Origin of the sequence: Geotalea uraniireducens (assembly GCF_027943965.1) — a bacterium.
Classification (GTDB): Bacteria; Desulfobacterota; Desulfuromonadia; order Geobacterales; family Geobacteraceae; genus Geobacter; species Geobacter uraniireducens.
The window spans coordinates 2583064-2605756 of sequence record NZ_AP027151.1 but is presented as its reverse complement, the minus strand read 5'-3'; the positions used below and the strand labels follow the sequence as shown (position 1 = coordinate 2605756).

The window sequence follows — 22693 nt, the reverse complement described above, 5'->3', positions numbered from 1 at the left end:
TGAAGTGCTCCCCTCTGGCTTATCATAGATGGCGGGTAATCAATAGAGTTTTTCGATGAAGTTGGCGATGTTTTCGCCGATACTTTTCGCCTGGTGGGGGAAAAGGTCCTCGTAGCTTTCCATCCCCATGGCACCGCGGTAGCCGGTTTCACGATCCTCGAAGGTTGCCAGTTCCTTGCCGCTCTGCCCGTCGATCAGCCGCCCCTTCACTTTCAGGTACGCCTTGCCGGCGCCGAAACCGACAAAGAATTTCAGAGCCCGGCTGCCGGCGTTGAATTCGGTGATCGCCCCTTCGAGAACGACTGTTTTCCCCGGAAGGCCCTGGTTCCTGGCTACCTGTTTGAACAGTTTGCGTTCCTTCAGCTGCATTGCCAAGCTTTCGGCGATCGTCGAGACGAGCAGTGGTTTCATCGCGTCGATCTTGGTTTTTTCCTCATCGTCGACCCGCGAGTATTCGGCGCCGTCGGTGGTGAAATCCTTGATGACGATGTTGTCATAGCTGGAGAGTTTATTGGGGGTGAAGATCGCCTCCTCGGTCAGTACGTCGGGTTTCGGCAGGGGGGCTTCCTGCGCCACTGCCCGACCGGTGGCAATGAGCAGGATGGCGAGGGCGAACAGGGTGAGCCAGCTTTTTCCGTGCATTGTTTCCTCCTGAAAGAAAAATGACTTCATCTATCCGTTATCGGCCAAAGAGAGACGATAATAAAGAAAAAGTGTACCACACTTCGGGAGATGCGGTAGGATTGGCGTCAGGGCGCGCATTCGCCAGTGGCGCCCGAAGGAGTTCCCATGGAAGACAAGCCGGTAGTGGTGCCGATCGACGGCATCCTGGATTTGCACATGTTTATCCCGCGTGAGGTTCGCGACCTGGTGCCCACCTACCTGGCCGAGTGCCGGAAGAGGGGCATCCTGTCCGTCCGGATCATCCATGGCAAGGGGACCGGGACGCTGCGGGCCACCGTCCATGCCGTTCTGGCGCGGTTGCCGCTGGTTGCTTCCTACCGGCTTGCGGGAGAAGACGCCGGCGGCTGGGGGGCGACGCTCGTGGAACTTCGGCCGGCTGTCCTGGGAGAGGACGAGGGGGGGCAGTAGACCTTCTTGTCGTCGGCCGGCAGATTTCGTTTGCACCAAATGACTTCATGGAATATATAAATATCTTTATGGCCGGCGGGCTTTTCGGGTGCTGCCGCCAAATCGAGTGTTGCCGTTGAGGAGTTGATCCATGGCCCTGTCGCTGACCATCAAACGCTTATTGTCCAACCAGCCTGCTGAACTGCTGGTTTTCCATCCCGTGGCGATGAAGCTGCAAGAGATGCTTGCCGAAGAAAACTTTACCATCGAGGAGGTTATCAGGCTCATCAACGACGACCCCTCACTCGCCACGCAGATCCTGAAAATGGCCAATTCGAGCTATTACGGGGGGCGGGCCCGGGTCGAGACGATCAAGGACGCCGTGGTCCGGCTCGGCGCGCAGCAGGTATCGAACCTCGCTCTGGCGGTTTCCCAGGCTTCTCTCCATGCCTCCGATAACCCGGTGTTGGACCGGTTCATGACCGATCTCTGGCATCACAGCCACGCCTGCGCCGTCGGTTGCCGCTGGGTTGCCGAACACGCCGGGATGCGTCATCTTACCGAACAGGCCTACATGTCCGGGCTGCTTCATGACGTGGGAAAGCTTTATCTGCTGAAGGCAGTAGAGCGTCTGACGAAAAACGGTGTCGCCACGGTGGCGCTGGAAGGGGAGATGATGCTGGAGATCTTCGCCGAACTCCATGCCGAACAGGGCGCCCGAATTCTCCGGCACTGGTCGCTGCCGGAGCTCTATTGTAGCGTGGCCGCCGACCACCACCTTGCGTCCTGTGCCCCCGACAACCAGGTTCTGGCAATCGTCCGCTTGGTCAATGCCGCCTGCCGCGAGGCAGGGTTGAGCCTGAGTAGTGAGCCGGCGGTACCGCTGACGACCCTTCCCGAACTGGCCGTCGTCGGCCTGAGCGATCTCGAATGTGCCGAACTGGCGGTGGTACTGGAAGATACCCGGGGGGACGAGTTGTAACTGTCGGGGCATTGCCCCGTCAGAGAAGAGAAAACACGAAAGGCCTGCCAATCCGGCAGGCCTTTCGTGTTTTCAGGAGCAGAGTCAGCTCAGGCGCATTCGCTGTAGCCGCAGACCCGGCAGACCATGCAACCACCTTCGTGCTCGACGATACCGCCGCACTCGGGGCAGGCCCCCCGTTCCGGCGCCTGCAGTTCCAGGCCGGTATCGTAGCCGGCAGCCTGCATATGGGCCTGGATCGCCTTGGCCACGGCATCGGCACAGGAAAGGACCTTGCTTTCGCCGAAGCCGGCCGGGCAGTGGCAGGAGATGCCGAGGAGCTGCTTGATTACCTGGCGTGCTTGGACGCCGCTCCGCCACGCCAGCGAAACCATCCTGCCGATCGCTTCGCTCTGGGAGGCGGCGCAGCCGCCGGCTTTCCCCATGGTGGTGAAGAGTTCGAAAAGACCGGCCCGGTCTTCGTTGATGGTGACATAGAGGGGACCGCAGCCGGTCTGCATCTGGTAGGTCCACCCCTTGAGCGCCCGGGGACGTTCCCGCTTGATGGAGCGTTTCTCTTCGGCATGGGCGGCCTTTTCCGGCTCTTCCTTCTTGCCGGTGGAGAGAACTTGCTCGTCGCGGGAGCCGTCGCGGTAGATGGTAACCCCTTTGCAGCCGAGCTGGTAAGCAAGGCGGTAGACCTTCTCCACATCCTCAATGGTGGCGCTGTTGGGGAAGTTGACCGTCTTCGAGACCGCGTTGTCGGTGTATTTCTGGAAGGCGGCCTGCATCTCGATATGCACTTCCGGCGTGATGTCGTGGGCGGTGACGAAGGCCCGGCGCACTTCCTCGGGGATTTCATGGATATCCTGGACGGTACCGTGCTCGGCGATCCGCTGCATCAGTTCATCGGAATAGAAGCCCCCCTCTTTGGCGATCTCTTCGAAGATCGGATTGACCTCGACCAGAATGTTCTTGTCGAGCACCTGGCGGACGAAGGAGACGGCGAACAGCGGTTCGACTCCCGAGGAGGCATTGGCGATGATCGAGATGGTGCCGGTGGGGGCGATGGTGGTGACCGTGGCGTTACGGATCGGTCCTTCGCCCGGCCGATCGTAGACGGAACCGGCGAAATTGGGGAAGGTGCCCCGGGAAGCGGCCAACTGCCGGGAGTAAATCCTGCCCTCTTCGTTGATGAAGTGCATTACCTTTTCGCCGAGCCGGATCGCCTCGACCGAGTTGTAGGGGATGCCGAGGAGGATCAGCATGTCCGCCCACCCCATGACCCCCAGGCCGATCTTGCGGTTGCTGCGGGTCATCTCGTCGATTTGGGGGAGCGGGTAGTTATTGACTTCGATGACGTTGTCGAGGAAATGGACCGCCAGCTGGACGACCTCCTTCAGCCGACTCCAGTTGACCTCGCCGTCCTTGACCATTTTCCCCAGGTTGATCGAGCCCAGATTGCACGATTCGTAGGGAAGGAGCGGCTGCTCGCCGCAGGGGTTGGTCGATTCGATCATGCCGATCTTCGGGGTCGGGTTGTCCTTGTTGAGCCGGTCGAGGAAGATGATCCCCGGCTCGCCGTTTTTCCAGGCCTGCTTGACGATCCGGCTGAACACCTTCCGGGCGTTCAGGGTGCCGCACGGCTGCCCGTCGCGGGGATTGATCAGGTTGTACTCCTGGTCGCGCTCTACCGCCTCCATGAAGGCTTCGGTCAGTCCGACGGAGATGTTGAAGTTGTTCAGCTGCTTCTGATCATCCTTGCACATGATGAAATCCATGATGTCCGGATGATCGACCCGCAGGATCCCCATGTTGGCACCGCGGCGGGTCCCCCCCTGCTTGATGGTTTCGGTGGCGGCGTCGAAGACCCGCATGAAAGAGATCGGGCCGCTCGAAATCCCTTTGGTAGACATGACCACATCGTTGGCGGGCCGGAGGCGCGAGAAGGAGAAGCCGGTGCCGCCCCCGGACTTGTGGATCAGGGCGGTGTATTTGACGGCGTCGAAGATATCTTCCATGGCGTCGCCGACCGGCAGGACGAAGCAAGCGGAGAGCTGGCCCAACTCGCGCCCGGCATTCATCAGGGTCGGTGAATTGGGGAGGAATTCGAAGGAGGTCATGATCCGGAAGAACTGATCGGCACGGGCCTTGGTGTCGGCCTTTTTGTCGAATTTGCGGTCGGCGTCGGCAATGGCCCTGGCGACCCGCTGGAACATGTCGACCGGGGTTTCGAGGACCTTGCCATCGCTGTCCCGTTTCAGATAACGCTTTTCGAGAACCGTGCGGGCATTTTTCGAAAGTCCGGGGATTTCAGTCATTTTCGTCTCTGGCATCGTTGTCTCTCCTTGGCGCAGCGAAATAACAAAACAGGGTTTGCCCATATATGTTGTGCTTGCTTGGGAAAATAACCACAATATCTATGGTCTGTCAAGGATTAAAAAATAATAGCGTAACAGCCTGATTAGACAAAAGTATGGCGGACTGAGCGCGCGAAACGACCGCCGGCAGGGTAGAGCGGAATTTACAAACCGATCTGTTTGTGATAAAAAATCATACTTTGCGCAAACGGCGAGGTGAGCGATGGAGCGTTGTCCTGAATGTGCCAAAGAGACTCTTGAAGCCGAAGTTGTTGCGTTAAAGGACCTGATCGAGGTCGCCCGGGCCGTCGTCTCCACCCTTGATCTCGATACGGTGCTCCAGGCGATTCTGAGCAGTGCCATGCGTTTCGCCGGGACCCCGGCAGGAAGTATCGCTCTTTACGATAATCTCCGGAACGAACTGACCCTCCATGCCCATGAGGGGCTGACCGCCGAGTTCGTCAAGAACGAGCGGTGGGAGGTCAAACCGGCTGGGCTCAACGAGCACGCCATTACCGGCGGCGAGATCCTATTCATCGATGACACCGCCAAAACCGGCTTCTTCAGAAATCCGATCGCCCTGGCGGAGGGGATCCGCTCGCTGATCTGCATTCCGCTCAAGATTCAGCAGCGCACAGTCGGTATCCTCTATCTCGACGATTTTGTCCCCCGGCATTTCGACCCGAACAAGCTGAAGCTCCTGTCGGTGCTCGCTTCGTTTGCCGCCATGGCTATCGATAATGCCCAGCTGCACATGAAAACCCAGATCATGGCGATAACCGATGCCCTGACCGGTCTGTACAACCACCGCTATTTCCAGCAGGCCTTCAATCGCGAGTTGAATCGCGCCAAGCGCTACGGCAAGCTCCTTTCCCTCATCATGCTCGATGTCGACGACTTCAAGAAGTTCAACGACACTTACGGCCATCCCAACGGTGACCGGGTGCTTGCCGCCATGGGCGATTTTCTGGGCGAGGCGTTGCGGGGGGCGGATCTCGCCTTCCGCTACGGCGGGGAAGAGTTTATCGTGCTCTTGCCGGAAACCGATTTCGCCATGGCCCTGCAGGTTGCCGAACGACTGCGCCGGCTCGTCGAAGAACGGAGCGGCAGCGTTCTGGACAACGTCGCAACGCATGGCGTGACCGTCAGCGTCGGCGTTGCCACCTATCCCCGGGATGGCGAAACGCGTGGCGATTTGCTGAAGCAGGTGGACGACCTGTTGTACCGGGCCAAGGAGTTCGGTAAAAACCGGATCTATTATCGGGAGGAACCCGCGTGAAGTCGGTGCCGATGTTGCTTGGAATTTCTCTTGTCGCGCTTTCACTTAACGGCTGTGTTGATTTGAACGGTCTGTTCGGCCGCGATCAGGCCGCCGCCACTGCGCCAGCGGCGGTCAAGGAAGCTCGGCACGAGAACAGACCGGCGTTGCCGGAAGGTGGAAAGCCGGCCGTGACCCCTGCAAGTGTTTCTTCTCTGCCGGCCGCGGCGCCGGTGCCGTCAGCGCATCCCGCCGTTCCCTTGCCGGGGATTACCCGCCTGGCGCCCGCTGCTATCGTCCCATCGTCGACAGCGCAGTATCGTAACGTCCTTCTTACCGAAGACACGACCTGGCGTGGCGAGGTGCAGGTGGAAGGTGCGGTAACCATCGCCCCGCAGACAACGCTGACGATCGAACCGGGAACGGTGATCCGTTTCCGGCGGACCGTCGCGGGAGCAGCTGCCGGCCCGTTGTTGCTTGTCGAGGGCAGACTGGTGGCGCGCGGTACTGCGGAGGCGCCGGTGCGCTTTACTTCTGTCTTCCCCGATCCGCAGGCCGGCGAATGGCGCGGCATCGTTCTCCTCGGCAGCGGAAAAAACAACAGTCTTGAATACTGTCAGATCGAAGGGGCAAGCGCTGGCATCGATGCGGCATTTTCCACCGTTACCGTGATGCGGAGCGACTTCGCCTCCTGCGGCTCCGGCTGTCGCTTCCAGGATTGTCTGGTCACGATGGAGGGAGGAAGCGTCTCGGCGTCGGCTCGCGGGCTCGAACTGCATGACAGCGAGGCTATCGTGCGGCAGGTCCGGATTCGAAGCAACGGGAAGGGAATAGCGGCGACGGAGAGCTCGTTGCAATTGGAGGGGCTGACGATCGTCGCCAACCGGGAAACCGGCATCGTTGCCGATGGCTCGCGGCTCAACCTGGCGGAATGTACGGTTGAGCAGAACGGTGATGGCCTCGTGTTGACCGATTGCCAGGGGATGGTTACCGGCGGGCGCATTGCCGGCAACCGTCGCAATGGCGTGATGCTGGTCCGCTCGCGGGTCCGGCTGACCGGCAATCTCCTGACGGGGAATGCGGTCGGCCTCCGGGTGGCGGACGGTAAGGGTATTGCCTGGGGAAACGTCTTTTCCGGCAACGAGCGCTACGATATCTATAACGACGGTCCCGAGGAATTCCGGGCAATCGCCAACTGGTGGGAAGCCGCTGACGGCAAGGTCGGCAGCCGCATCTTCGATCAGCGGATGGATGCCGGCCGCGGCCCGGTGGTTGCCGATCCTCCCCTTGCCGCCAAACCGGAGTTGCCGGCCATGAATTCCGTTGCCAAATAGCTAGTGCCATGCTAGGTTTTCCCCTCATGTCGATCTACCTGGACAATGCAGCTACCTCATTCCCGAAACCCGACAGCGTTTACAATGCGGTTGATCTGGCGTTGCGCGAGATTGGCGTCGGTCCGGGGCGTGGCGGCTATCGACGGGGGATGGCAGCGACCCGGCTGGTTTTCGAGGCCCGGGAGGAGGTCGCGGCGCTGTTCGGCATTGCCGATTCGTCCCGCGTCGTCTTCACCCACAGCGCCACTGAATCGCTCAATCTGGCGTTGTTTGGCCTGCTGCGGCCCGGCGATCACGTGATCACTACCACGGTGGAGCATAATTCCCTGGCCCGGCCGCTCCATCTGCTCGGCCGGCAAGGGGTGGCGGTTACCCGGGTCGAGGCCGATCGGCACGGCTTTGTCACCGCGGCGCAGGTGGCGGCCGCCCTTCGGCCGAAAACCCGCTTGGTTGCCTTGGCCCATTGCTCCAACGTTACCGGCGCCATCCAGCCGATCGGTGAAATCGCGGCCATCGCCCGCCGCGCCGGGGCGCTCCTTTTGGTTGATGCCGCCCAGAGTGCCGGGATGATACCGATCGATGCTCCCGCGCTGGGGATCGATCTCCTGGCGGCGCCAGGCCATAAAGGATTGCTCGGTCCACAGGGGACCGGGGTGCTTTACCTGGCCGAAGGGGTGGAGTTGACGCCGCTGATGGTTGGCGGCACGGGGAGCTTCTCGTCGGAGCTCGACCAACCGGCGGCGATGCCCGAGCGATTCGAGAGCGGCACTCTCAATACGCCCGGGATTGCCGGACTCAAGGCCGGCGTAGAATTTGTCCGGAAAATCGGTGTTGGACAGATTCGGGATCGGGAACAACTGCTGGTTTCCCGGCTGCTGGCCGGGCTGGCGGAAATCCCGGCCGTTACCGTGCACGGGCCGGCTGGTGATGAACCTCGCGGCGGCGTTGTCAGTATCACGGTGGCGGGGATCGATCCCCAAACCGTCGGCTTCCGCCTGGATAACGACTTCGATATCTCCGTCCGGGTAGGTCTCCATTGTGCGCCGGATGCCCATCGAACCATCGGGACCTATCCCGGGGGGACAATCCGGATCAGCCCCGGCTATTTCAATGCCGACCATGATGTCGATGCTTTGCTGGCGGCGCTGGCGCAGATTGCCCGGAGCAGCTGACGGTGGGAATATGCTCGTCTGACGGGAATAATTTACCGATTCGGTCCCGCCGGAGCGGGAGCGATGGAGGAGTGTGCAATGAAAAAGCGGATCATCGGGATACTTTGCCTGGCCGCGGTAGCCTGTGCCGGTTGCTCTCTCCCTCCCGAGCGGCCGGTAACCAAGGATGAGTTGTACAATACTGGCATCTACAACTTCTATACGATCAAGGAATCGCCCGAGAGCGTCCTGGCGGCCCTGAACCGTGAAGGAGAGGTGGTGCTCGATGCCAAATATCGCGATCGGCCGGTTTATATCAAAATTCTGGCCGTTTCCACCGGCCTGCAGGTGCACGTCATCGAAAAATAGCCGCCTTTTACGTCGGCTCCACTACTTTACCATGCGGAAGAAGGAACCATGATCAAGAACTTTGTGCTCGATACCAACGTCCTATTGTACGACCCCCAAGCGATCTACAAATTCAAGGAAAACAACATCATCATTCCGATTACCGTCATCGAGGAGGTTGACCGGTTCAAGAAAGACATGAACGAAACTGGCCGCAATGCCCGCCAAGTGTCGCGCTATCTCGACGAGATGCGGCAGATCGGTTCGTTGTCGACCGGCATTACCCTTGAAGGCGGCGGCATCCTCCGGGTCGACATGTACGAAGAGCGGATCATGAAGCGCCTCCCTCCCGAGCTCCGGGAGGAGCGGGGGGATAACCGCATTCTCGCGGTGGCCCTTCACGTCCAGGAACAGGATGAGTCGACGCCGGTGGTCTTCGTCACCAAGGACACCAACCTGCGCATCAAGGCTGATGCTTTGGGCCTTCGGGCGGAAGATTACGAATCGGACAAGGTCGATATCCAGGAACTCTACACCGGCTTTGCCGAACTGGACGTCGATGCCGGGCTGGTCGATCGCTTCCACGGCCAGGGGTGGGTCGAACTGCCGGACCAGAGCTTTTGGCCCAACCAGTTCGTGACCCTGCGGGATATGGGCAATCCGTCCCATACCGCCCTGGGCAAATACCGGGCCGACCAGAAGCGGGTGGTGCCGCTTTTGAAGACCGGCAAGGAGGGGATCTGGAACATTTTCCCCCGCAATCGGGAACAGGCTTATGCTTTCGACCTGTTGCTCGACGATTCCGTCAAGCTGGTGACCCTGGTCGGCAAGGCCGGGACGGGGAAGACGCTGCTTGCCATCGCTGCCGGGTTGCAAAAAACCGCTGAAGAGAACCAGTACAACCGACTGCTGGTTTCGCGGCCGGTGTTCCCCATGGGACGAGATCTCGGGTTCCTTCCCGGGGACATTGAGGAGAAGCTGATGCCGTGGATGCAGCCAATCTTCGACAACGTCGAGCTGCTACTGTCGGGGCACGAGGCGGAGAAACGGCACAGCAAGGGGTACAAGGAGCTGATGGCCATGGGGATTCTTGATATCGAGCCCCTTACCTACATCCGCGGTCGCTCGATCCCGCTTCAGTACATGATCGTCGACGAAGCGCAGAACCTCACCCCTCACGAGATCAAGACGATCATCACCCGGGCGGGAGAGGGGACGAAGATCGTCCTGACCGGCGACCCCTACCAGATCGATAACCCCTATGTCGACTCCGCCAGCAACGGGCTGACGTACGTCGTCGAACGGTTCAAGGAGCAGGCGATCGCCGGCCATGTGATTATGACCAAAGGTGAGCGTTCCGAACTGGCCGAACTGGCAGCCAACCTGCTGTAGCCGTAAGAATGATCAAGCTGCCCTCTCCACAATCTTGCTGCGCGGGAGATCGTGGAGAGGGCTATCCGACGCAGATTCCCGGTTCCCCAATGCTTCTTCTTGCTATCGAGACATCATGTGACGAAACCGCAGCGGCCGTGGTCCGTAACGGGAGAGAGGTCCTTGCCAATGTCATCTCTTCCCAGGTGAAAGTCCACGCCGAATACGGCGGAGTTGTGCCCGAAATCGCCTCCCGGAAACATCTGGAAGCCATCCCGCTGGTGATTGGCGAGGCGCTGGCGTCGGCTGCCGTCTCCCTTGACGAGATCGAGGGGATTGCGGTTACCCAGGGGCCGGGACTGGCGGGGGCGCTGCTGGTCGGGGTGTCGGTTGCCAAGGCGATCGCCTTTGCCCGCCGGTTGCCGCTGATCGGGATTAATCATATCGAGGGGCACCTGGCGGCGATCTTCCTGGAACGTCCCGTTGCCTTCCCTTTCCTGGCGCTGGCGGTTTCGGGAGGGCATACCCACCTCTACCGGGTCGAAGGGTTCGGCCGCTACCGTCCCCTCGGCCAGACCCTGGACGATGCGGCCGGCGAAGCCTTCGACAAGGTGGCCAAGCTGCTCGGGCTCCCCTATCCGGGCGGCATCGAGATCGACCGGTTGGCAGCGACGGGTAACGAGCTGGCGGTGGCACTTCCCCGGCCGCTCCTTCATGACGGCAGCTGCAATTTCAGTTTCAGCGGCCTGAAGACGGCGGTCTTGACGTATCTGCAGAAACACCCCCTGAGCGAAGGGGCCGTGACCATCAACGACCTGTGTGCTTCGTTCCAGCGGGCGGTCTGTGACGTGCTTGTGGCAAAGACCTTCCAGGCAGCCGAAGCGGATGGCATCGAGCGGGTGGTGGTGGCCGGTGGGGTGGCCTGCAACAGCGTCTTACGGCGAACAATGACGGAAATGGCGCGGCAACGGGGGGTGGAGTTGCTGATCCCGTCGCCGCTCCTCTGCAGCGACAATGCGGCCATGATTGCGGTGCCGGCTGACTATTACCTGGAACAGGGCCTTCGCGGCGATTTCTCCCTCGATGCCCTGGCATCCTGGCCGCTCGACAAGCTGGGCCGGTGGAGGGATAATGCCGACAGCCACTGACCGGATGGCCTCATGATCCGTGCGAAAAAATCGCTTGGCCAGAATTTTCTGACCGACCGCAATGTTCTGAGCCGCATTGCCGAATGCGTCGCGCTTGCCCCCACCGACCGGATTCTCGAGGTTGGCCCGGGGAAAGGGGCGCTCACTGAACTCCTCGTGCCGGGCTGCGCGCGGCTGGTGGCCGTCGAACTCGATTCCCGGCTGGTGCCACTGCTGCGGGAAAAGTTCGCCGGGAATCCTCGCGTGGAAATTGTCGAGGCGGACATCCTCGCCGTCGATATTCAGACCTTGCTGGCTCCCACTGTCGGCCAGCAGTGGAAAGTTGCCGCGAATCTACCGTACAATATCTCCACGCCCGTCCTGTTCGCCTTTCTTGAGCATCGTGCGCTTTTTTCCCGACTGGTCCTGATGCTGCAAAAAGAGGTGGGTGATCGGCTGGCAGCCACCCCGGGGGGGAAGGAGTATGGCGCCTTGTCGGTGCTCTTCCGGCTGTATTTCGACGTTGTACGCGAATTCATCGTCAAACCGGGCTCGTTTCATCCGGTACCGAAAGTTGATTCGGCAGTACTGTCGTTTGTCCCCTTGTCCGAACCTCGGGTTGCCGTGGGCGATGAGCGGCTGTTTCGGCGCGTTGTGAAAGGCGCCTTCGCCATGCGGCGGAAGACGATCTGGAATTGCCTGAAGGGCGCCTCGCTCGGCGTTGCCGACGAGGCGATCGCTGCGGCGCTGGATGACAGCGGCATTGACTTGCAGCGACGGGGCGAAACGTTAACGCTCGATGAATTTGCGCTGCTGACCCGGGCATTGCTGATGCGCCGCCTGCCGGAATGAAAGAAGCCGCCCGCGGAGTGCGGACGGCTTCGGAGAAACATCTGTCAGTCGGATGGTGGCTCAGGCCTTTTTCTTGCGAGGAGCCTTGGCCGGTTTCTCGGCAACAGCGGCCTTTTTCTCTTTGAGTTTGGCTGCCCGGACGGCACGGGCCTTGGCAAGATTATCGGCGAGGCCTCGCTCTTGGGCCATCTTCTTGCGGGCTTCGGAGAATTTTTTGGCGGTCAGGGGCTGGCTGCTCGGGATACCGAACTGTTTGCGGTATTCGCCCGGTTTCATGTTGTGTACCTGGGCCAGGTGACGGGTCAGGGTCTTCATTCCCCCTTTGCCGCAAATCATGCAACAGACCTGATCGGGTTGGAAAGCCTTCTTCAAGGTCATGGCCGGAGCTTTCTGTTCTTCTGCCTGTCCCGCTTCGGCAACGCCTCCTTCGAGTTGTTGCAGGGTAGAGTAGATCTTCTGGATCTCCTGTACCAGTTCCTCAGTAGAAAGCTCTGACACTGCTGCGTGGGAAGATACAATGCTTGCCGTCAGTTCCAATAGGGTCGGTGCCATTTTTCCCTCCTGTAATAAGTAAAACAGAACGTAACTGTGGTTATATTTAACTAGATAATTTTGCAAAATCAAGCGATAAATTCATTTGTTTCGTAATCCAATTATCGTTTGACTCTCTGACTTGAATTTTGTTAGCTTGGTTTTGTGTCCGTATACGCAAGAATTATGTGAAAAGGATAACGCACATGGCTACTATTGAGATAGATGAATTGCGCTGTAAAGGATGCGGTCTTTGCACGCTTGCCTGCTCCCGCAAGCTGATAGTAATGGGCGAAATCATCAACAAGCATGGTTATGTGACAGCACGTTTCACCCGCTGTGAACAATGTACCGGCTGTGCTCTCTGCGCGGAGATTTGCCCTGATGTAGCCATAACGGTTTTCAAGTAAGAATATCTGCCGATACTTCCGGTTGCCCCGGATTGTTATCTGACAGAGCGGAGGTTCTTTTGACGAAGCGATTGTTTATGAAGGGGAACGAGGCGTTGGCCATGGCGGCGATTGAAGCCGGATGCCGTTACTATTTCGGTTATCCCATTACCCCCCAGAGCGACATCCCGGAATACATGTCGCGTGAATTGCCCAAGCTTGGCGGTGAATTTCTGCAGGCGGAGAGTGAAGTAGCCTCGATCAATATGTTGCTTGGTGCCGCAGCTACTGGCGTCCGGGCCATGACCTCCTCGTCAAGCCCGGGGATTTCCCTGAAACAGGAGGGGATTTCCTATATGGCCGGTGCCGAACTGCCGGGAGTGATTGTCAATATCTGCCGGTCGGGACCGGGGCTGGGGGGGATTGATGCTTCCCAGGCCGATTATTTTCAGGCGGTAAAGGGGGGAGGTCACGGCGGCTACCATATTATCGTCCTTGCGCCATCATCGGTGCAAGAGATGTACGACCTGACCATGCTGGCCTTCGACCTGGCCGATCTGTACCGGATGCCGGCGATGATCCTCGGCGATTCGGTAATCGGCCAGATGAAGGAGTCGTTTGTCCCCAACACGCGTCCGGTGCGGGAGCTGCCGGTCAAAGAGTGGGCGGTGCGAGGAAAAGGGGCCGGCGAGCAGCGGGTGGTGAAGTCTCTCTATCTGGGCGACGGCGAATTGGAGGCCCATAACTGGAAGCTCCATGGTCGCTATGCCGAACTGCGGGAGAAGGAAGCCCGCTGGGAAGAGTTCTTGCTGGACGATGCCGAGTTAGCCGTTACCGCCTTCGGTTCGGCGGCGCGCATCGCCAAAAGCGCGGTGATGGCGGCTCGGGAAAAGGGGCTCAAGGTCGGTCTCCTCCGGCCGATCACGCTGTTTCCTTTCCCTGCTCAAGCATTTGCCGTCGCCACGCAGAACTGCAAGAAGGTGCTTGATGTGGAACTCAACGCCGGGCAGATGGTCGAGGATGTCCGGCTGTCGGTTACCCGCGACGCCGAGGTCTGCTTTTACGGCCGTCCCCCCGGGGCTGGTTCGCTGCCGACGCCGGAAGAGCTGCTGGTGCAGATTGAAAAGCATTATCCGGTGCCAGTGCCGGGACGATAGGTTTTACCCGCTCTATAATCATCGCCCATGCGAGGTTTTGCCATGCAACAGGTTTTCAAGAGACCAGTCAGTCTCAAAGATATTCAGACGCATTTCTGTCCCGGCTGCCATCACGGCACCTTTCACCGACTCGTCGCCGAAGCTCTGGATGAATTCGGCGTCCAGGGCCGGACCATCGGCGTCGCCTCCGTCGGCTGTTCCGTCTTTCTCTACGGTTATTTCGATATCGATGTCGTCGAGGCGCCCCATGGCCGAGCGCCGGCGGTTGCCACCGGCGTAAAGCGAGCCCGGCCCGATACCTTCGTCTTTACCTATCAAGGGGACGGCGATCTGGCGGCCATTGGTACTTCCGAAATCATTCATGCTGCCAACCGCGGGGAAGATCTCACCGTCATCTTTGTCAATAACACTACCTACGGCATGACCGGTGGACAGATGGCGCCGACCACCCTGGTCGGCCAGAAAACCTCCACCTCGCCCTATGGTAGAAACCGGACCAAGGACGGCGCGCCGATCAGGATGGCGGAGTTGCTGGCCCAGCTCGAAGGGGTTGCTTTTTCCGCCCGGGTGGCGGTCAATAATCCGAAAAATCTGTTGGAGGCCAAAAAGCAGATCAAAAAGGCGTTCCGATACCAGGTGGAGGGAAAAGGCTTTTCATTTATCGAAGCTCTGTCCGCCTGTCCCACCAACTGGGGGATGGACGCCCTCACCGCCAACGAGCGTGTCGGCTCGGAGATGATCGACTACTTCCCGCTCGGCGTCTACAAAGACGTGGCCGACGGCGGAAGGCGATAAGGAGCACTTATGCGTTACGATCTGTTCATTGCCGGATTCGGCGGCCAAGGGGTGTTGCTCGCCGGCAATCTGCTCGGCTATGCCGCAATCAATGAAGGAAAGAATGTCTCCTTTTTCCCCTCCTATGGTGTCGAAAAGCGGGGCGGGGCTGCCATGTGCACGGTAGTTATCGCCGATGACGAAGTCGGTTCGCCGGTAGTCGGTGAGCCTTCGGTGGCGGTAATTCTCAATCAGGCGTCCTTTGACAAGTTTGCCGGTCGGGTCAAATCGGGCGGGCTGTGTATCGTTAATACTTCACTCGTGGAGATGGGTGGGGTGTCGCGTGACGACGTCGAATTTCTCGGCATCCCGATGAATGACATTGCCATTGAGTTGGGCGATCCCCGGATGGTAAACATGGTGGCGGTCGGGGCCTATGTTACGAAAAGCGGTGCTGTTTCTTTTGCTTCCCTTGAAGCGGCGCTTCGAGAAACGCTGCCGGAACGGAATCACCGGTTCATCCCCGCCAACGTTCGGGCCATGGAGGCGGGAGCCGCCTGGGCCACTGGCTGAAAAAATGTGCTTGACGCCGCGCGGTGCTTTTGCTATAAGGTCAATTCTTGTTGGGGTGTAGCCAAGCGGTAAGGCAACGGACTCTGACTCCGTCATTCCAAGGTTCGAATCCTTGCACCCCAGCCAAACAGGTATGACGCGTCGTGCAAGGGAACCTCGGTCGTTCAGACTTTGTGCAGAAACGCAAAATACATAGTTTGGTCCCATCGTCTAGTGGTTAGGACACCGGCCTTTCACGTCGGTAACAGGGGTTCAAGTCCCCTTGGGATCACCATCGAAACGGCGCCGCTCATTGAGAGCGGCGCCGTTTTTTTTACCAAACGATTTTTTCATCGTCAGGCCATCTCCGCGGCATGGTAAAGCGGATCTAGTGTCATAGACCATGTTGGCAACGGAAGAGCATCAACTACTGTTGTGGCGCCTCGAACTGGCGAATTAGCGCCATTCCCCGTTAAATAACCCAGTTCTCAGCGAGAACTGGGTTGTCTTTGCCCTGTTTTGTCGCTATGACATGGCGTTTAAAATATTCCGATTATTGGAATCATTATTGCTAACGTAAACGGCACATTCGATCGTTTACAGTGAAATCATTTGGCGACGTTTCGTGATTCCCATATATTAGCCATTGGAGGAGGAAAAAAGAAATGGTCTTACCTGGTCGTATTTTTGGCAGGATATTGATTCTTTTGACGTCAGCCTTTACCCTGCTCGGGGCAACGGCTGCACTGGCCTTTAACATCTCGGGGACCGTCGTCAACAATACGGGCAAGAGTGGCCGTATATACATTACCGCCTTGCAGGGCGATCAGGGGCCCGGGGTGAGCATCAGCTCGGCCGGGTCCTTCACGATCACCGGGGTACCCTCCGGGAATTATACACTCCAGGCTTTTGTCGATACCCAGGGAAATGGCGTTCGTCACGCCAACGATCCGGCCGGTTCGCTTCCGGTTTCGGTCAGTTCGTCGGATGTCACCGGCCAATCCATTACCGTGACCACTCCGGCGACGGTAAATGCGGTGGCGCCGCAAATAATCGTTTATCGCGGTAATGGCGGCAATTTCGTGATGTGGGATGGCGCCAAGGATTCCAATGGGCGGCCGATTGCCGACAAGTATCGGGTTTCCTGGAGCGCGTCGAACGGCGGAGCGGTCATCGGTACAAAGGATATCCCTTCCGGCGATAACAATTTCTTTGCCCATTCCGGCGGGCTTTCCACCTATTGGTACAAAGTAGAGGCCATTGTCGGCGTGACCTCGGCAGCTTCCGGCTGGACGTCGGTTACCACTACCTCAGGCGTGACGGTGACCGGTACCGTTAATTTGACCGGCATAACCGCTACCGGGCCGCTGCTGGTGGCCCGGTAGCGGTTATGCCGGTCAATATCCCGGTATTCTGTACTGCCCTTATTCCGAGTCCGTCCGGTTCGCAAAGCTATACCATCAATAACGTTCCCACCGGTGTAACCTACCAGATTTACGTGGTGCTCGACATGAACAATGACGGTGTCTTGGATTATGGCGACATCGAACAGGCGAATGCCGATCGGGCAGCCCCGTCGATTACCGTTACCACGAACAATCAGGTGGCGTCGTCTATCACGCTTGCCGCGGCGAATGCCCAGGCTGCCATCACAACCAACCATGGTGTGGTGGAGGGGGGAAGCAGCTGGCTGAATCTCAGCCTGATTCTGAAGGGGATGCAGAAGCAGCCGGTCAACGTCACGGTTAACGGCCCCGGGATTTCCGCAACCACCCTCGGGCTGTCCAATTGGGGCGAATTTAACTGGTGGCTCACGCCGAGCGGTTCGGTGAACGTTGGTGATACCTATGCATTCACGACCTATTATGTCGATGGAAGTCAGGAAACGATCAACGCGCAGATATCGGCAATCATCGACAGTTATCCCACTCCTGTTTCACCGGTGGGGCTGGTCCCTTACAGCGGCAATGATAAACCAACCTTTACCTGGACGGCACCCGTCGCGCCGCCGACAGCCTATTCCTATCAGATTTCCCTGAATGGTCCCAACCTGAATTGGAATCCCTCTAGCGATAGCCAGATCCCGTCAGGGAATACATCCGTCGTTTATAACTATGATAATACTGCCAGTCAGAGTTCGCTGGTTGACGGTAATACCTATTACTGGACAATCTCCGTGGTTGACGCCAACGGCAATATGGGTGGGTACCAGACCCAGTTCACCCCGACGAGCCAGCCGGCCATCTCCGCGTTCTCTCCGGCATCCTCGGATGTCGGCGGCACTGTCACCATTCACGGTATCAATTTCGATCCGGTGGCAGCCAACAACAGCGTGACGTTTGGCAACAGTGTTTCGGTGACGGCTTCATCGGTGTCCCCCGATGGCACGATTTTGACTGCCGTTGTGCCGAATACTGGAAACGGGAATCTTACCGTAACTGTAGTCGGTAAATCGCCAGTTACCAGCTCTCAACCCTTCTACATTGGATCTACCGTTTCCTTTACTGGTAAGGTGCTAGATTCCGGCAATGCCCCTGTCGCCGGAGCCACCATAACAATGGAAAATTATCCGCTTGAAACAACTACTTCAGCTGCCGACGGGACTTTTACCCTTACGGGACTTCCGGGTAACAACACACCATTCAGGCTAATCATTGCCAAGAGCGGTTATCTTCCGGTCTATACCGATACCCTGTATACGTTTACTGCAAGTTTCGACTACAGCAGTATGCCCTACTATCTTTATACCGGCAGCGAACTGGGGCTTGGTTCCGGCAAGTCCGCCGTTTTCGCCCGGGTGCTCAATAGCCTGGATTTTTCGCCGGTCAGTGGTGTTACGGCGACAGCCTCTAGTTCATATCATCCGTCGTCGCCCTATACGGTCGGCTATCTGAATTCGGCGACCGGCAGCTTCACCGGGACAGCTACTGACGCAAGTGGTATCTTGCGGGTGCTTAACCTCGATGGAGGCGACTTTGTTACTCTGGCGGCTTCCAAGAGTGGCTGGTCGTTCTCTACGCCAAGTTTTAACGCCCCCGGTGATGCAGTGGTAGAACTCGGCATTATCGGTTCGCCGCCGCCATCTCCTTCTATTTCGACATTGTCGCCGACCAAGGCAAAAGTCGGCTCCCAGGTAACGATCTTCGGTGGCAATTTTGGTGCGACACCAGCCGATAACGTTGTAAAGTTCAATGGCGTTACAGCCAGCATCATCAGCGTTACTTCGCAATCACAGATTCTTGTTACTGTTCCCCAAGGGGCGACCACTGGTCCGGTGACCGTTACGACCATTGGCGGAACGGCTACCAGCGCTGATACCTTTACCCTGCAAAATACGTTGTCGGTCACCGTGGCCGGTACCGGCGGCGGTTCGGTGAACAGTATTACCAACGGGCTCTCGTTTTCCTGTGCCAGCGGTACCTGCAGCTCCGATTTCGATTCCGGGGCCTCGCTGACCTTGTCTGCCACTCCCGGTAGCGGTTCGCTCTTCACCGGCTGGTCCGGTGCCTGTACCGGTACGGGCAATTGTTCGGTAACACTTAACGGCAATCAGACGGCGACTGCCACTTTCGATATAATCCCGAATGTCCAGATGGGGTCTGTCTATTACGGCACACTACTCGATGCCTATAATGCTGCTGTGACAGGGGCTATAATCAAGTCCCAGGCGATAACCTTTCCTGCTTTCGATTTGAACCGGGATATCGCGGTAACGTTGGCGGGTGGGTATGATACGTCCATTAATTCTGTGACGGGCTATACAACGATCAGTGGTTTGACGATTTCCCTCGGTTCTGCGACCATCGACAAGATTGCTGTTCAATAATTTTGTCGGTAGGTTGCTTGCGCGGGGGTAAAGATATGGTAATCTAAAAAACAAAGTTATAATTGTGTAGCAACTAGTTGGTAACACTCTGAGACCAAAGGAAAAACAAGGGCAAGGATTTATTGCCTGGAATGCCACAAGAAGATGCTCGCTTTTTTCGATCGTTTTGCTGTAAACTGTTAAAAATGTGTCGCAAAACCGGTGCCGTCGTCAGGCGGCACCGGTAACGCAGTCTAACAGCAAGCGATTGAAGGAGCGGGCATGAAAACAAGGATGCTATTCCGGTATTGCAGGGAAATAGTGTGTGCGGCTTTGCTGATGATGGATTCGGTGGTTTTTTGTAGTGGGGTCAAGGCAGCTGTTGATCCCCTCGTTTCTGCCACTGTTGATGTGGTCCTTACGCCGCCGATCACGGGGCTTGCGGCAATGAATTTCAGCTTGGTTACCAGTACGGCGGGGACAACATTTCAAAGCGCAACGGCACTGAACGAAGCTGCGGCACCGGGGTACTTCGATGCATTTAATCCCGGGGCAGATCCTGCAGGCTATGCCTGGATCAACAATAATGGTATAACGACCAGTGGTAATCCGGTAGTCAGGTTCTCGTACACTATCGATAGTAGTTTGACCAATGGGCAGTACCCAAGGTTCAGTGTCCTTGATAGTGGCTTGGATTTTATTGATGTCAATACGAACACCTTATCAATAACCCCGGCGAATTTTATCCTCCTGCCGACCTATAAAACGGCATCGGGCGTTACGCAGTACATGCTGGACGTAAAATTCCCCGGAGCCGGCGGGGGAACGGTGGCAATCCCGGCGGCCAGCCTGACCTGTACTTCCGACTGTTACACGCCGTTTAACGCCGGTACGTCGGTAACCTTGAGCGCTGTCCCTGATGCCTATTCGGTGTTCAGCGGCTGGTCTGGTGGAGGCTGTAGCGGGACTGGTGATTGTGTGGTGCCGATGAATATCAGCACTACGGTGAGTGCGAGTTTTATCACCATGCCTCCGTTAAGGATCGCCGGGACTACGCCAGTTTATTATGATACAATTCAGGCTGCATACGATAATGCGCCGGCGGGTAGCAGCACCATCGAAGCCAAGGCCATGGTCCTTCCCGCAGGCGGCTTGACGATGAATGGAAATAAGACCATTACCCTTAAAGGAGGATTTGACGCGTCGTATTCAGCTATTACCGGGTTGACGACAGTAACTGGTGGAGTAACGATTGCGACAGGCACCTTGATACCGGATAATGTCGTGATAAATTGAGGATTGACGCAGAGTTTGAATTTGTTTACTATCCAAGGCACGAAAGGAGAGAGTATGAAACGTTCTTTTCACGGTGGGATGAAGCGGAAGGTTCTGGTCGGAATAACGGTTGCGCTGACAGGTTTGATGCCGGTGATGGCTCAGGCGGCGAATAAGTTGATTGTGAAGGATTCGACTGGGACTACGGATAAAATGGTGGTTACGGACACAGGAAGTATTGGGGTAAATATTAGTAGCCCAATATATAAGTTCCATTTGGTTGGTACGGGCGATCCAAGCACCTGTGCTTTGTTTGTGTCTAACCCGGGACGTGCGACAGGTTATCTTGCAACGGACTCCGGCGGGTTTAGTTTTATGAGAAATAATGACATATCTGTTAATAATGGTTTGCCGCGGGCTAATGACCGTCTTGGATATTTTGGGTTTGGTGCGAATATCGGAGGGAGTAATAGGTGGTTGACAATGGTTCAGGCGTATTCTGAAACAGATGCGAACGCTAGCACTTCGTCAGCCCCAACATATCTCTCTTTTGGGACTACTGGTGCTACAGGCTATAGTGCTGTTGAACGTCTCAGAATAACATCAGTAGGGAACATAGGAGTGGGGACATCCAGCCCTACTCAAAAAATTGAGGTTAATGGTGGCATCAAACTTAATACGGCGACGACCAAGCCTACTTGTGATTCGACTGTCCGCGGTACAATATGGTTTACCCGGTCTGCTACAGGGGTTGCAGATGCCTTGGAAGTCTGTGCTAAAGACGCAACTGATAATTATGCTTGGAAAGCACTCTTTTAATATATAACCAGATTTGATATCAGAATGCTAAAGGGTTAGCTATTAACCCTTTAGCATTTTTTTGTTGTTTATCAGTAACTAGTAATGCCGGTTGAATCAATATTACGCAGTGCGGTCAGTGTAAGCCGGGTTTTTACATCCTCCTGGAGACCTATGATTTTCCTCCTACATTGAAGTTAATTAATGCTAGATCGTGCAAGAGTTCAGACAATTCGTTCTATAATTATCGTATATCCTTGGAGTACTAAATGACTCAGCAGCAAAGCACAGAAACTAATCATGGTTTCTCAGACCCGTCTGAAACCCTGGACATTCTTGAATATTTAGAAATTATAGCTGCGCGTAAAAAAGTCATAATTTATACTACTGGGATAGCATTTTTACTTTCTGTCGTCGTGAGTTTTTCTCTCCCTAAAATTTATAGTTCTACAGCAATGATTCTTCCTCCCCAGCAAGATCCTGGAATGCTTGGATTGATGGTAGGGCAGATGGGAGGCAGTGGAATGGCTAACTTAGCAAATGATTTGTTAGGAGCAGGAAATTCTGCCGATACCTACGTTAGCATTCTTAACAGCAACGCTGTTTCAGATGCTATCATAGATCGCTTTAATCTTATGAAGGTATACGATGATAGATACCGCTTTGATACATATAAATCACTTGATAAAAATGTTGATATATCAGCAGGAAAGAAGGATGGAATTATCTCTATTACGGTTGAGGATGAAGACCCACAGCGTGCAGCAAATATGGCGAATGCCTATGTCGAAGAGCTAGAAAAGCTGACTGTTCAACTTAACGTTACCGGTGCAAGTGAGAATAAAAATTATCTTGAACAGCGCTTGGTGAAGTCAAAAGGAGACTTGTCGAAAGCTGAAGATGCCGTTAAGGATTTTCAATCCAAATATAAGATGGTTTCGGTTTCTGATCAAGCAGCAGCAACTATTGAGGGAATTGCTCAAATTAAGGCGCAACTGGTTAGTCAGGAAATGCAATTAGCCGTTCTTAGACGCCAATTTACGGATTCAAGTGATGAAGTGATAAGCACCAAGACATCAATAGCAAACCTTAAGTCACAACTTGATCGCTTAGAAGGCAGTAGGGCTGGTGGAGCCATTCCTGGGGTTGGAGCAGTTCCTGAATTAAAAGAACAATACATCCGTCTCATGAGGGAATTTAAAATCCAAGAAGCTTTAGTCGAATTGCTTACAAAACAGTATGAGATGACAAAACTTTCAGAGGCAAAAGATGTAACTAGCATTCAGGTGATTCAACATGCGCGAGTTCCTGATAAAAAAACAAAACCTAAACGACTCATAATTATTATGTCAGCTACTTTTTTGGGTGGGATTAGTGCGATACTTTATATAGTAATGCGAAACTGTTTTGCTAATATGCAATCTAATGATATTGAACGCTGGACCAGAGTTAAGGCACAACTATTTGGTTCAGTGTTGTTGACTAAAAATGTTAAATCAGATTTAAAGCATAGGCTTTAATGATATATTGTAGTTTTTTAAAGAGATTTATTGAAGATAAGCAGATTATTTATAAGAGG

21 protein-coding genes and 2 tRNA genes are annotated in these 22693 nt (G+C 56.1%); 20 read left to right on the top strand and 3 right to left on the bottom strand.

Annotation, left to right across the window (positions count from 1 at the left end; translation table 11 throughout):
- Positions 1-39: 39 nt before the first annotated feature.
- Positions 40-642, bottom strand: a complete 603-nt coding sequence (locus tag QMN23_RS12205) for a DUF4410 domain-containing protein (RefSeq protein WP_281999598.1) — start codon at positions 640-642, stop codon at positions 40-42.
- Between the two features lie 147 nt (positions 643-789).
- On the opposite strand from QMN23_RS12205, the gene QMN23_RS12200 reads away from it, so the two are divergent.
- Positions 790-1092, top strand: coding sequence for a Smr/MutS family protein (locus tag QMN23_RS12200; protein WP_281999597.1), 303 nt, complete (start codon positions 790-792; stop codon positions 1090-1092).
- Positions 1093-1222: 130 nt separating this feature from the next.
- Entirely contained in the window at positions 1223-2053 is an 831-nt protein-coding gene (locus tag QMN23_RS12195) for an HDOD domain-containing protein (protein ID WP_281999595.1), read from the top strand.
- Between the two features lie 89 nt (positions 2054-2142).
- Here the strand turns inward: QMN23_RS12195 and QMN23_RS12190 are convergent, their stop codons facing one another.
- Entirely contained in the window at positions 2143-4368 is a 2226-nt protein-coding gene (locus QMN23_RS12190; protein WP_281999593.1) for a vitamin B12-dependent ribonucleotide reductase, read from the bottom strand.
- 247 nt (positions 4369-4615) lie between these two features.
- Between QMN23_RS12190 and QMN23_RS12185 the strand changes: the two genes are divergently transcribed.
- From QMN23_RS12185 to rsmA, 7 genes are all read left to right on the top strand, one after another.
- The gene (locus tag QMN23_RS12185) at positions 4616-5671 is read left to right on the top strand and encodes a GGDEF domain-containing protein (protein WP_281999591.1); all 1056 of its coding nucleotides are present in this window, start codon (positions 4616-4618) and stop codon (positions 5669-5671) included.
- Complete coding sequence (locus tag QMN23_RS12180) at positions 5668-6984, top strand: right-handed parallel beta-helix repeat-containing protein (RefSeq protein WP_281999589.1); 1317 nt, start codon at positions 5668-5670, stop codon at positions 6982-6984. The genes QMN23_RS12185 and QMN23_RS12180 overlap by 4 nt, the downstream gene beginning before the upstream one ends.
- 26 nt (positions 6985-7010) lie before the next feature.
- Complete coding sequence (locus QMN23_RS12175) at positions 7011-8156, top strand: aminotransferase class V-fold PLP-dependent enzyme (protein ID WP_281999587.1); 1146 nt, start codon at positions 7011-7013, stop codon at positions 8154-8156.
- 78 nt (positions 8157-8234) lie between these two features.
- The gene (locus QMN23_RS12170) at positions 8235-8504 is read left to right on the top strand and encodes a hypothetical protein (protein ID WP_281999585.1); all 270 of its coding nucleotides are present in this window, start codon (positions 8235-8237) and stop codon (positions 8502-8504) included.
- 48 nt (positions 8505-8552) lie between these two features.
- Positions 8553-9875, top strand: coding sequence for a PhoH family protein (locus QMN23_RS12165; RefSeq protein WP_281999584.1), 1323 nt, complete (start codon positions 8553-8555; stop codon positions 9873-9875).
- Between the two features lie 89 nt (positions 9876-9964).
- Positions 9965-11002: a tRNA (adenosine(37)-N6)-threonylcarbamoyltransferase complex transferase subunit TsaD gene (gene tsaD / locus QMN23_RS12160; RefSeq protein ID WP_281999583.1), complete on the top strand. Its 1038-nt coding sequence runs from the start codon at positions 9965-9967 to the stop codon at positions 11000-11002.
- A gap of 12 nt (positions 11003-11014) precedes the next feature.
- Entirely contained in the window at positions 11015-11833 is an 819-nt protein-coding gene (gene rsmA / locus QMN23_RS12155) for a 16S rRNA (adenine(1518)-N(6)/adenine(1519)-N(6))-dimethyltransferase RsmA (RefSeq protein ID WP_281999581.1), read from the top strand.
- Positions 11834-11893: 60 nt separating this feature from the next.
- Here rsmA and QMN23_RS12150 read toward each other — a convergent pair whose 3' ends face one another.
- On the bottom strand, positions 11894-12385 hold the full coding sequence (locus tag QMN23_RS12150; RefSeq protein ID WP_281999580.1) for a MucR family transcriptional regulator: 492 nt from the start codon (positions 12383-12385) through the stop codon (positions 11894-11896).
- Positions 12386-12570: 185 nt separating this feature from the next.
- Here QMN23_RS12150 and QMN23_RS12145 point away from each other — a divergent pair, with 185 nt between their 5' ends.
- From QMN23_RS12145 to QMN23_RS12095, 11 genes are all read left to right on the top strand, one after another.
- A complete protein-coding gene (locus tag QMN23_RS12145; RefSeq protein ID WP_281999579.1) occupies positions 12571-12774 on the top strand; it encodes a 4Fe-4S dicluster domain-containing protein in 204 nt (67 codons plus the stop codon).
- A gap of 59 nt (positions 12775-12833) precedes the next feature.
- Positions 12834-13910, top strand: a complete 1077-nt coding sequence (locus QMN23_RS12140) for a 3-methyl-2-oxobutanoate dehydrogenase subunit VorB (protein ID WP_281999578.1) — start codon at positions 12834-12836, stop codon at positions 13908-13910.
- Positions 13911-13952: 42 nt separating this feature from the next.
- A complete protein-coding gene (locus tag QMN23_RS12135) occupies positions 13953-14705 on the top strand; it encodes a thiamine pyrophosphate-dependent enzyme (RefSeq protein ID WP_281999577.1) in 753 nt (250 codons plus the stop codon).
- 9 nt (positions 14706-14714) lie between these two features.
- A complete protein-coding gene (locus QMN23_RS12130) occupies positions 14715-15257 on the top strand; it encodes a 2-oxoacid:acceptor oxidoreductase family protein (protein ID WP_281999575.1) in 543 nt (180 codons plus the stop codon).
- Between the two features lie 51 nt (positions 15258-15308).
- Positions 15309-15383 (top strand) — tRNA-Gln (locus QMN23_RS12125).
- 73 nt (positions 15384-15456) lie between these two features.
- Positions 15457-15531 (top strand) — tRNA-Glu (locus tag QMN23_RS12120).
- A gap of 412 nt (positions 15532-15943) precedes the next feature.
- Positions 15944-16621, top strand: coding sequence for a hypothetical protein (locus QMN23_RS12115; RefSeq protein WP_281999574.1), 678 nt, complete (start codon positions 15944-15946; stop codon positions 16619-16621).
- 5 nt (positions 16622-16626) lie between these two features.
- Positions 16627-19062, top strand: a complete 2436-nt coding sequence (locus QMN23_RS12110; protein ID WP_281999573.1) for an IPT/TIG domain-containing protein — start codon at positions 16627-16629, stop codon at positions 19060-19062.
- Positions 19063-19323: 261 nt separating this feature from the next.
- Complete coding sequence (locus tag QMN23_RS12105) at positions 19324-20337, top strand: hypothetical protein (protein ID WP_281999572.1); 1014 nt, start codon at positions 19324-19326, stop codon at positions 20335-20337.
- Positions 20338-20391: 54 nt separating this feature from the next.
- Complete coding sequence (locus QMN23_RS12100; RefSeq protein ID WP_281999571.1) at positions 20392-21135, top strand: hypothetical protein; 744 nt, start codon at positions 20392-20394, stop codon at positions 21133-21135.
- 248 nt (positions 21136-21383) lie between these two features.
- On the top strand, positions 21384-22634 hold the full coding sequence (locus tag QMN23_RS12095) for a GumC family protein (RefSeq protein ID WP_281999570.1): 1251 nt from the start codon (positions 21384-21386) through the stop codon (positions 22632-22634).
- Positions 22635-22693 lie beyond the last annotated feature (59 nt).

Bases quoted from the DNA above. Each gene is read 5' to 3' on its own strand.
- QMN23_RS12205 (WP_281999598.1), bottom strand. From the start codon at position 642: ATGCACGGAAAAAGCTGGCTCACCCTGTTCGCCCTCGCCATCCTGCTC.
- QMN23_RS12200 (WP_281999597.1), top strand. From the start codon at position 790: ATGGAAGACAAGCCGGTAGTGGTGCCGATCGACGGCATCCTGGATTTG.
- QMN23_RS12195 (WP_281999595.1), top strand. From the start codon at position 1,223: ATGGCCCTGTCGCTGACCATCAAACGCTTATTGTCCAACCAGCCTGCT.
- QMN23_RS12190 (WP_281999593.1), bottom strand. From the start codon at position 4,368: ATGCCAGAGACGAAAATGACTGAAATCCCCGGACTTTCGAAAAATGCC.
- QMN23_RS12185 (WP_281999591.1), top strand. From the start codon at position 4,616: ATGGAGCGTTGTCCTGAATGTGCCAAAGAGACTCTTGAAGCCGAAGTT.
- QMN23_RS12175 (WP_281999587.1), top strand. From the start codon at position 7,011: ATGTCGATCTACCTGGACAATGCAGCTACCTCATTCCCGAAACCCGAC.
- QMN23_RS12170 (WP_281999585.1), top strand. From the start codon at position 8,235: ATGAAAAAGCGGATCATCGGGATACTTTGCCTGGCCGCGGTAGCCTGT.
- QMN23_RS12165 (WP_281999584.1), top strand. From the start codon at position 8,553: ATGATCAAGAACTTTGTGCTCGATACCAACGTCCTATTGTACGACCCC.
- tsaD (WP_281999583.1), top strand. From the start codon at position 9,965: ATGCTTCTTCTTGCTATCGAGACATCATGTGACGAAACCGCAGCGGCC.
- rsmA (WP_281999581.1), top strand. From the start codon at position 11,015: ATGATCCGTGCGAAAAAATCGCTTGGCCAGAATTTTCTGACCGACCGC.
- QMN23_RS12150 (WP_281999580.1), bottom strand. From the start codon at position 12,385: ATGGCACCGACCCTATTGGAACTGACGGCAAGCATTGTATCTTCCCAC.
- QMN23_RS12145 (WP_281999579.1), top strand. From the start codon at position 12,571: ATGGCTACTATTGAGATAGATGAATTGCGCTGTAAAGGATGCGGTCTT.
- QMN23_RS12135 (WP_281999577.1), top strand. From the start codon at position 13,953: ATGCAACAGGTTTTCAAGAGACCAGTCAGTCTCAAAGATATTCAGACG.
- QMN23_RS12130 (WP_281999575.1), top strand. From the start codon at position 14,715: ATGCGTTACGATCTGTTCATTGCCGGATTCGGCGGCCAAGGGGTGTTG.
- QMN23_RS12110 (WP_281999573.1), top strand. From the start codon at position 16,627: ATGCCGGTCAATATCCCGGTATTCTGTACTGCCCTTATTCCGAGTCCG.
- QMN23_RS12105 (WP_281999572.1), top strand. From the start codon at position 19,324: ATGAAAACAAGGATGCTATTCCGGTATTGCAGGGAAATAGTGTGTGCG.
- QMN23_RS12100 (WP_281999571.1), top strand. From the start codon at position 20,392: ATGAAACGTTCTTTTCACGGTGGGATGAAGCGGAAGGTTCTGGTCGGA.
- QMN23_RS12095 (WP_281999570.1), top strand. From the start codon at position 21,384: ATGACTCAGCAGCAAAGCACAGAAACTAATCATGGTTTCTCAGACCCG.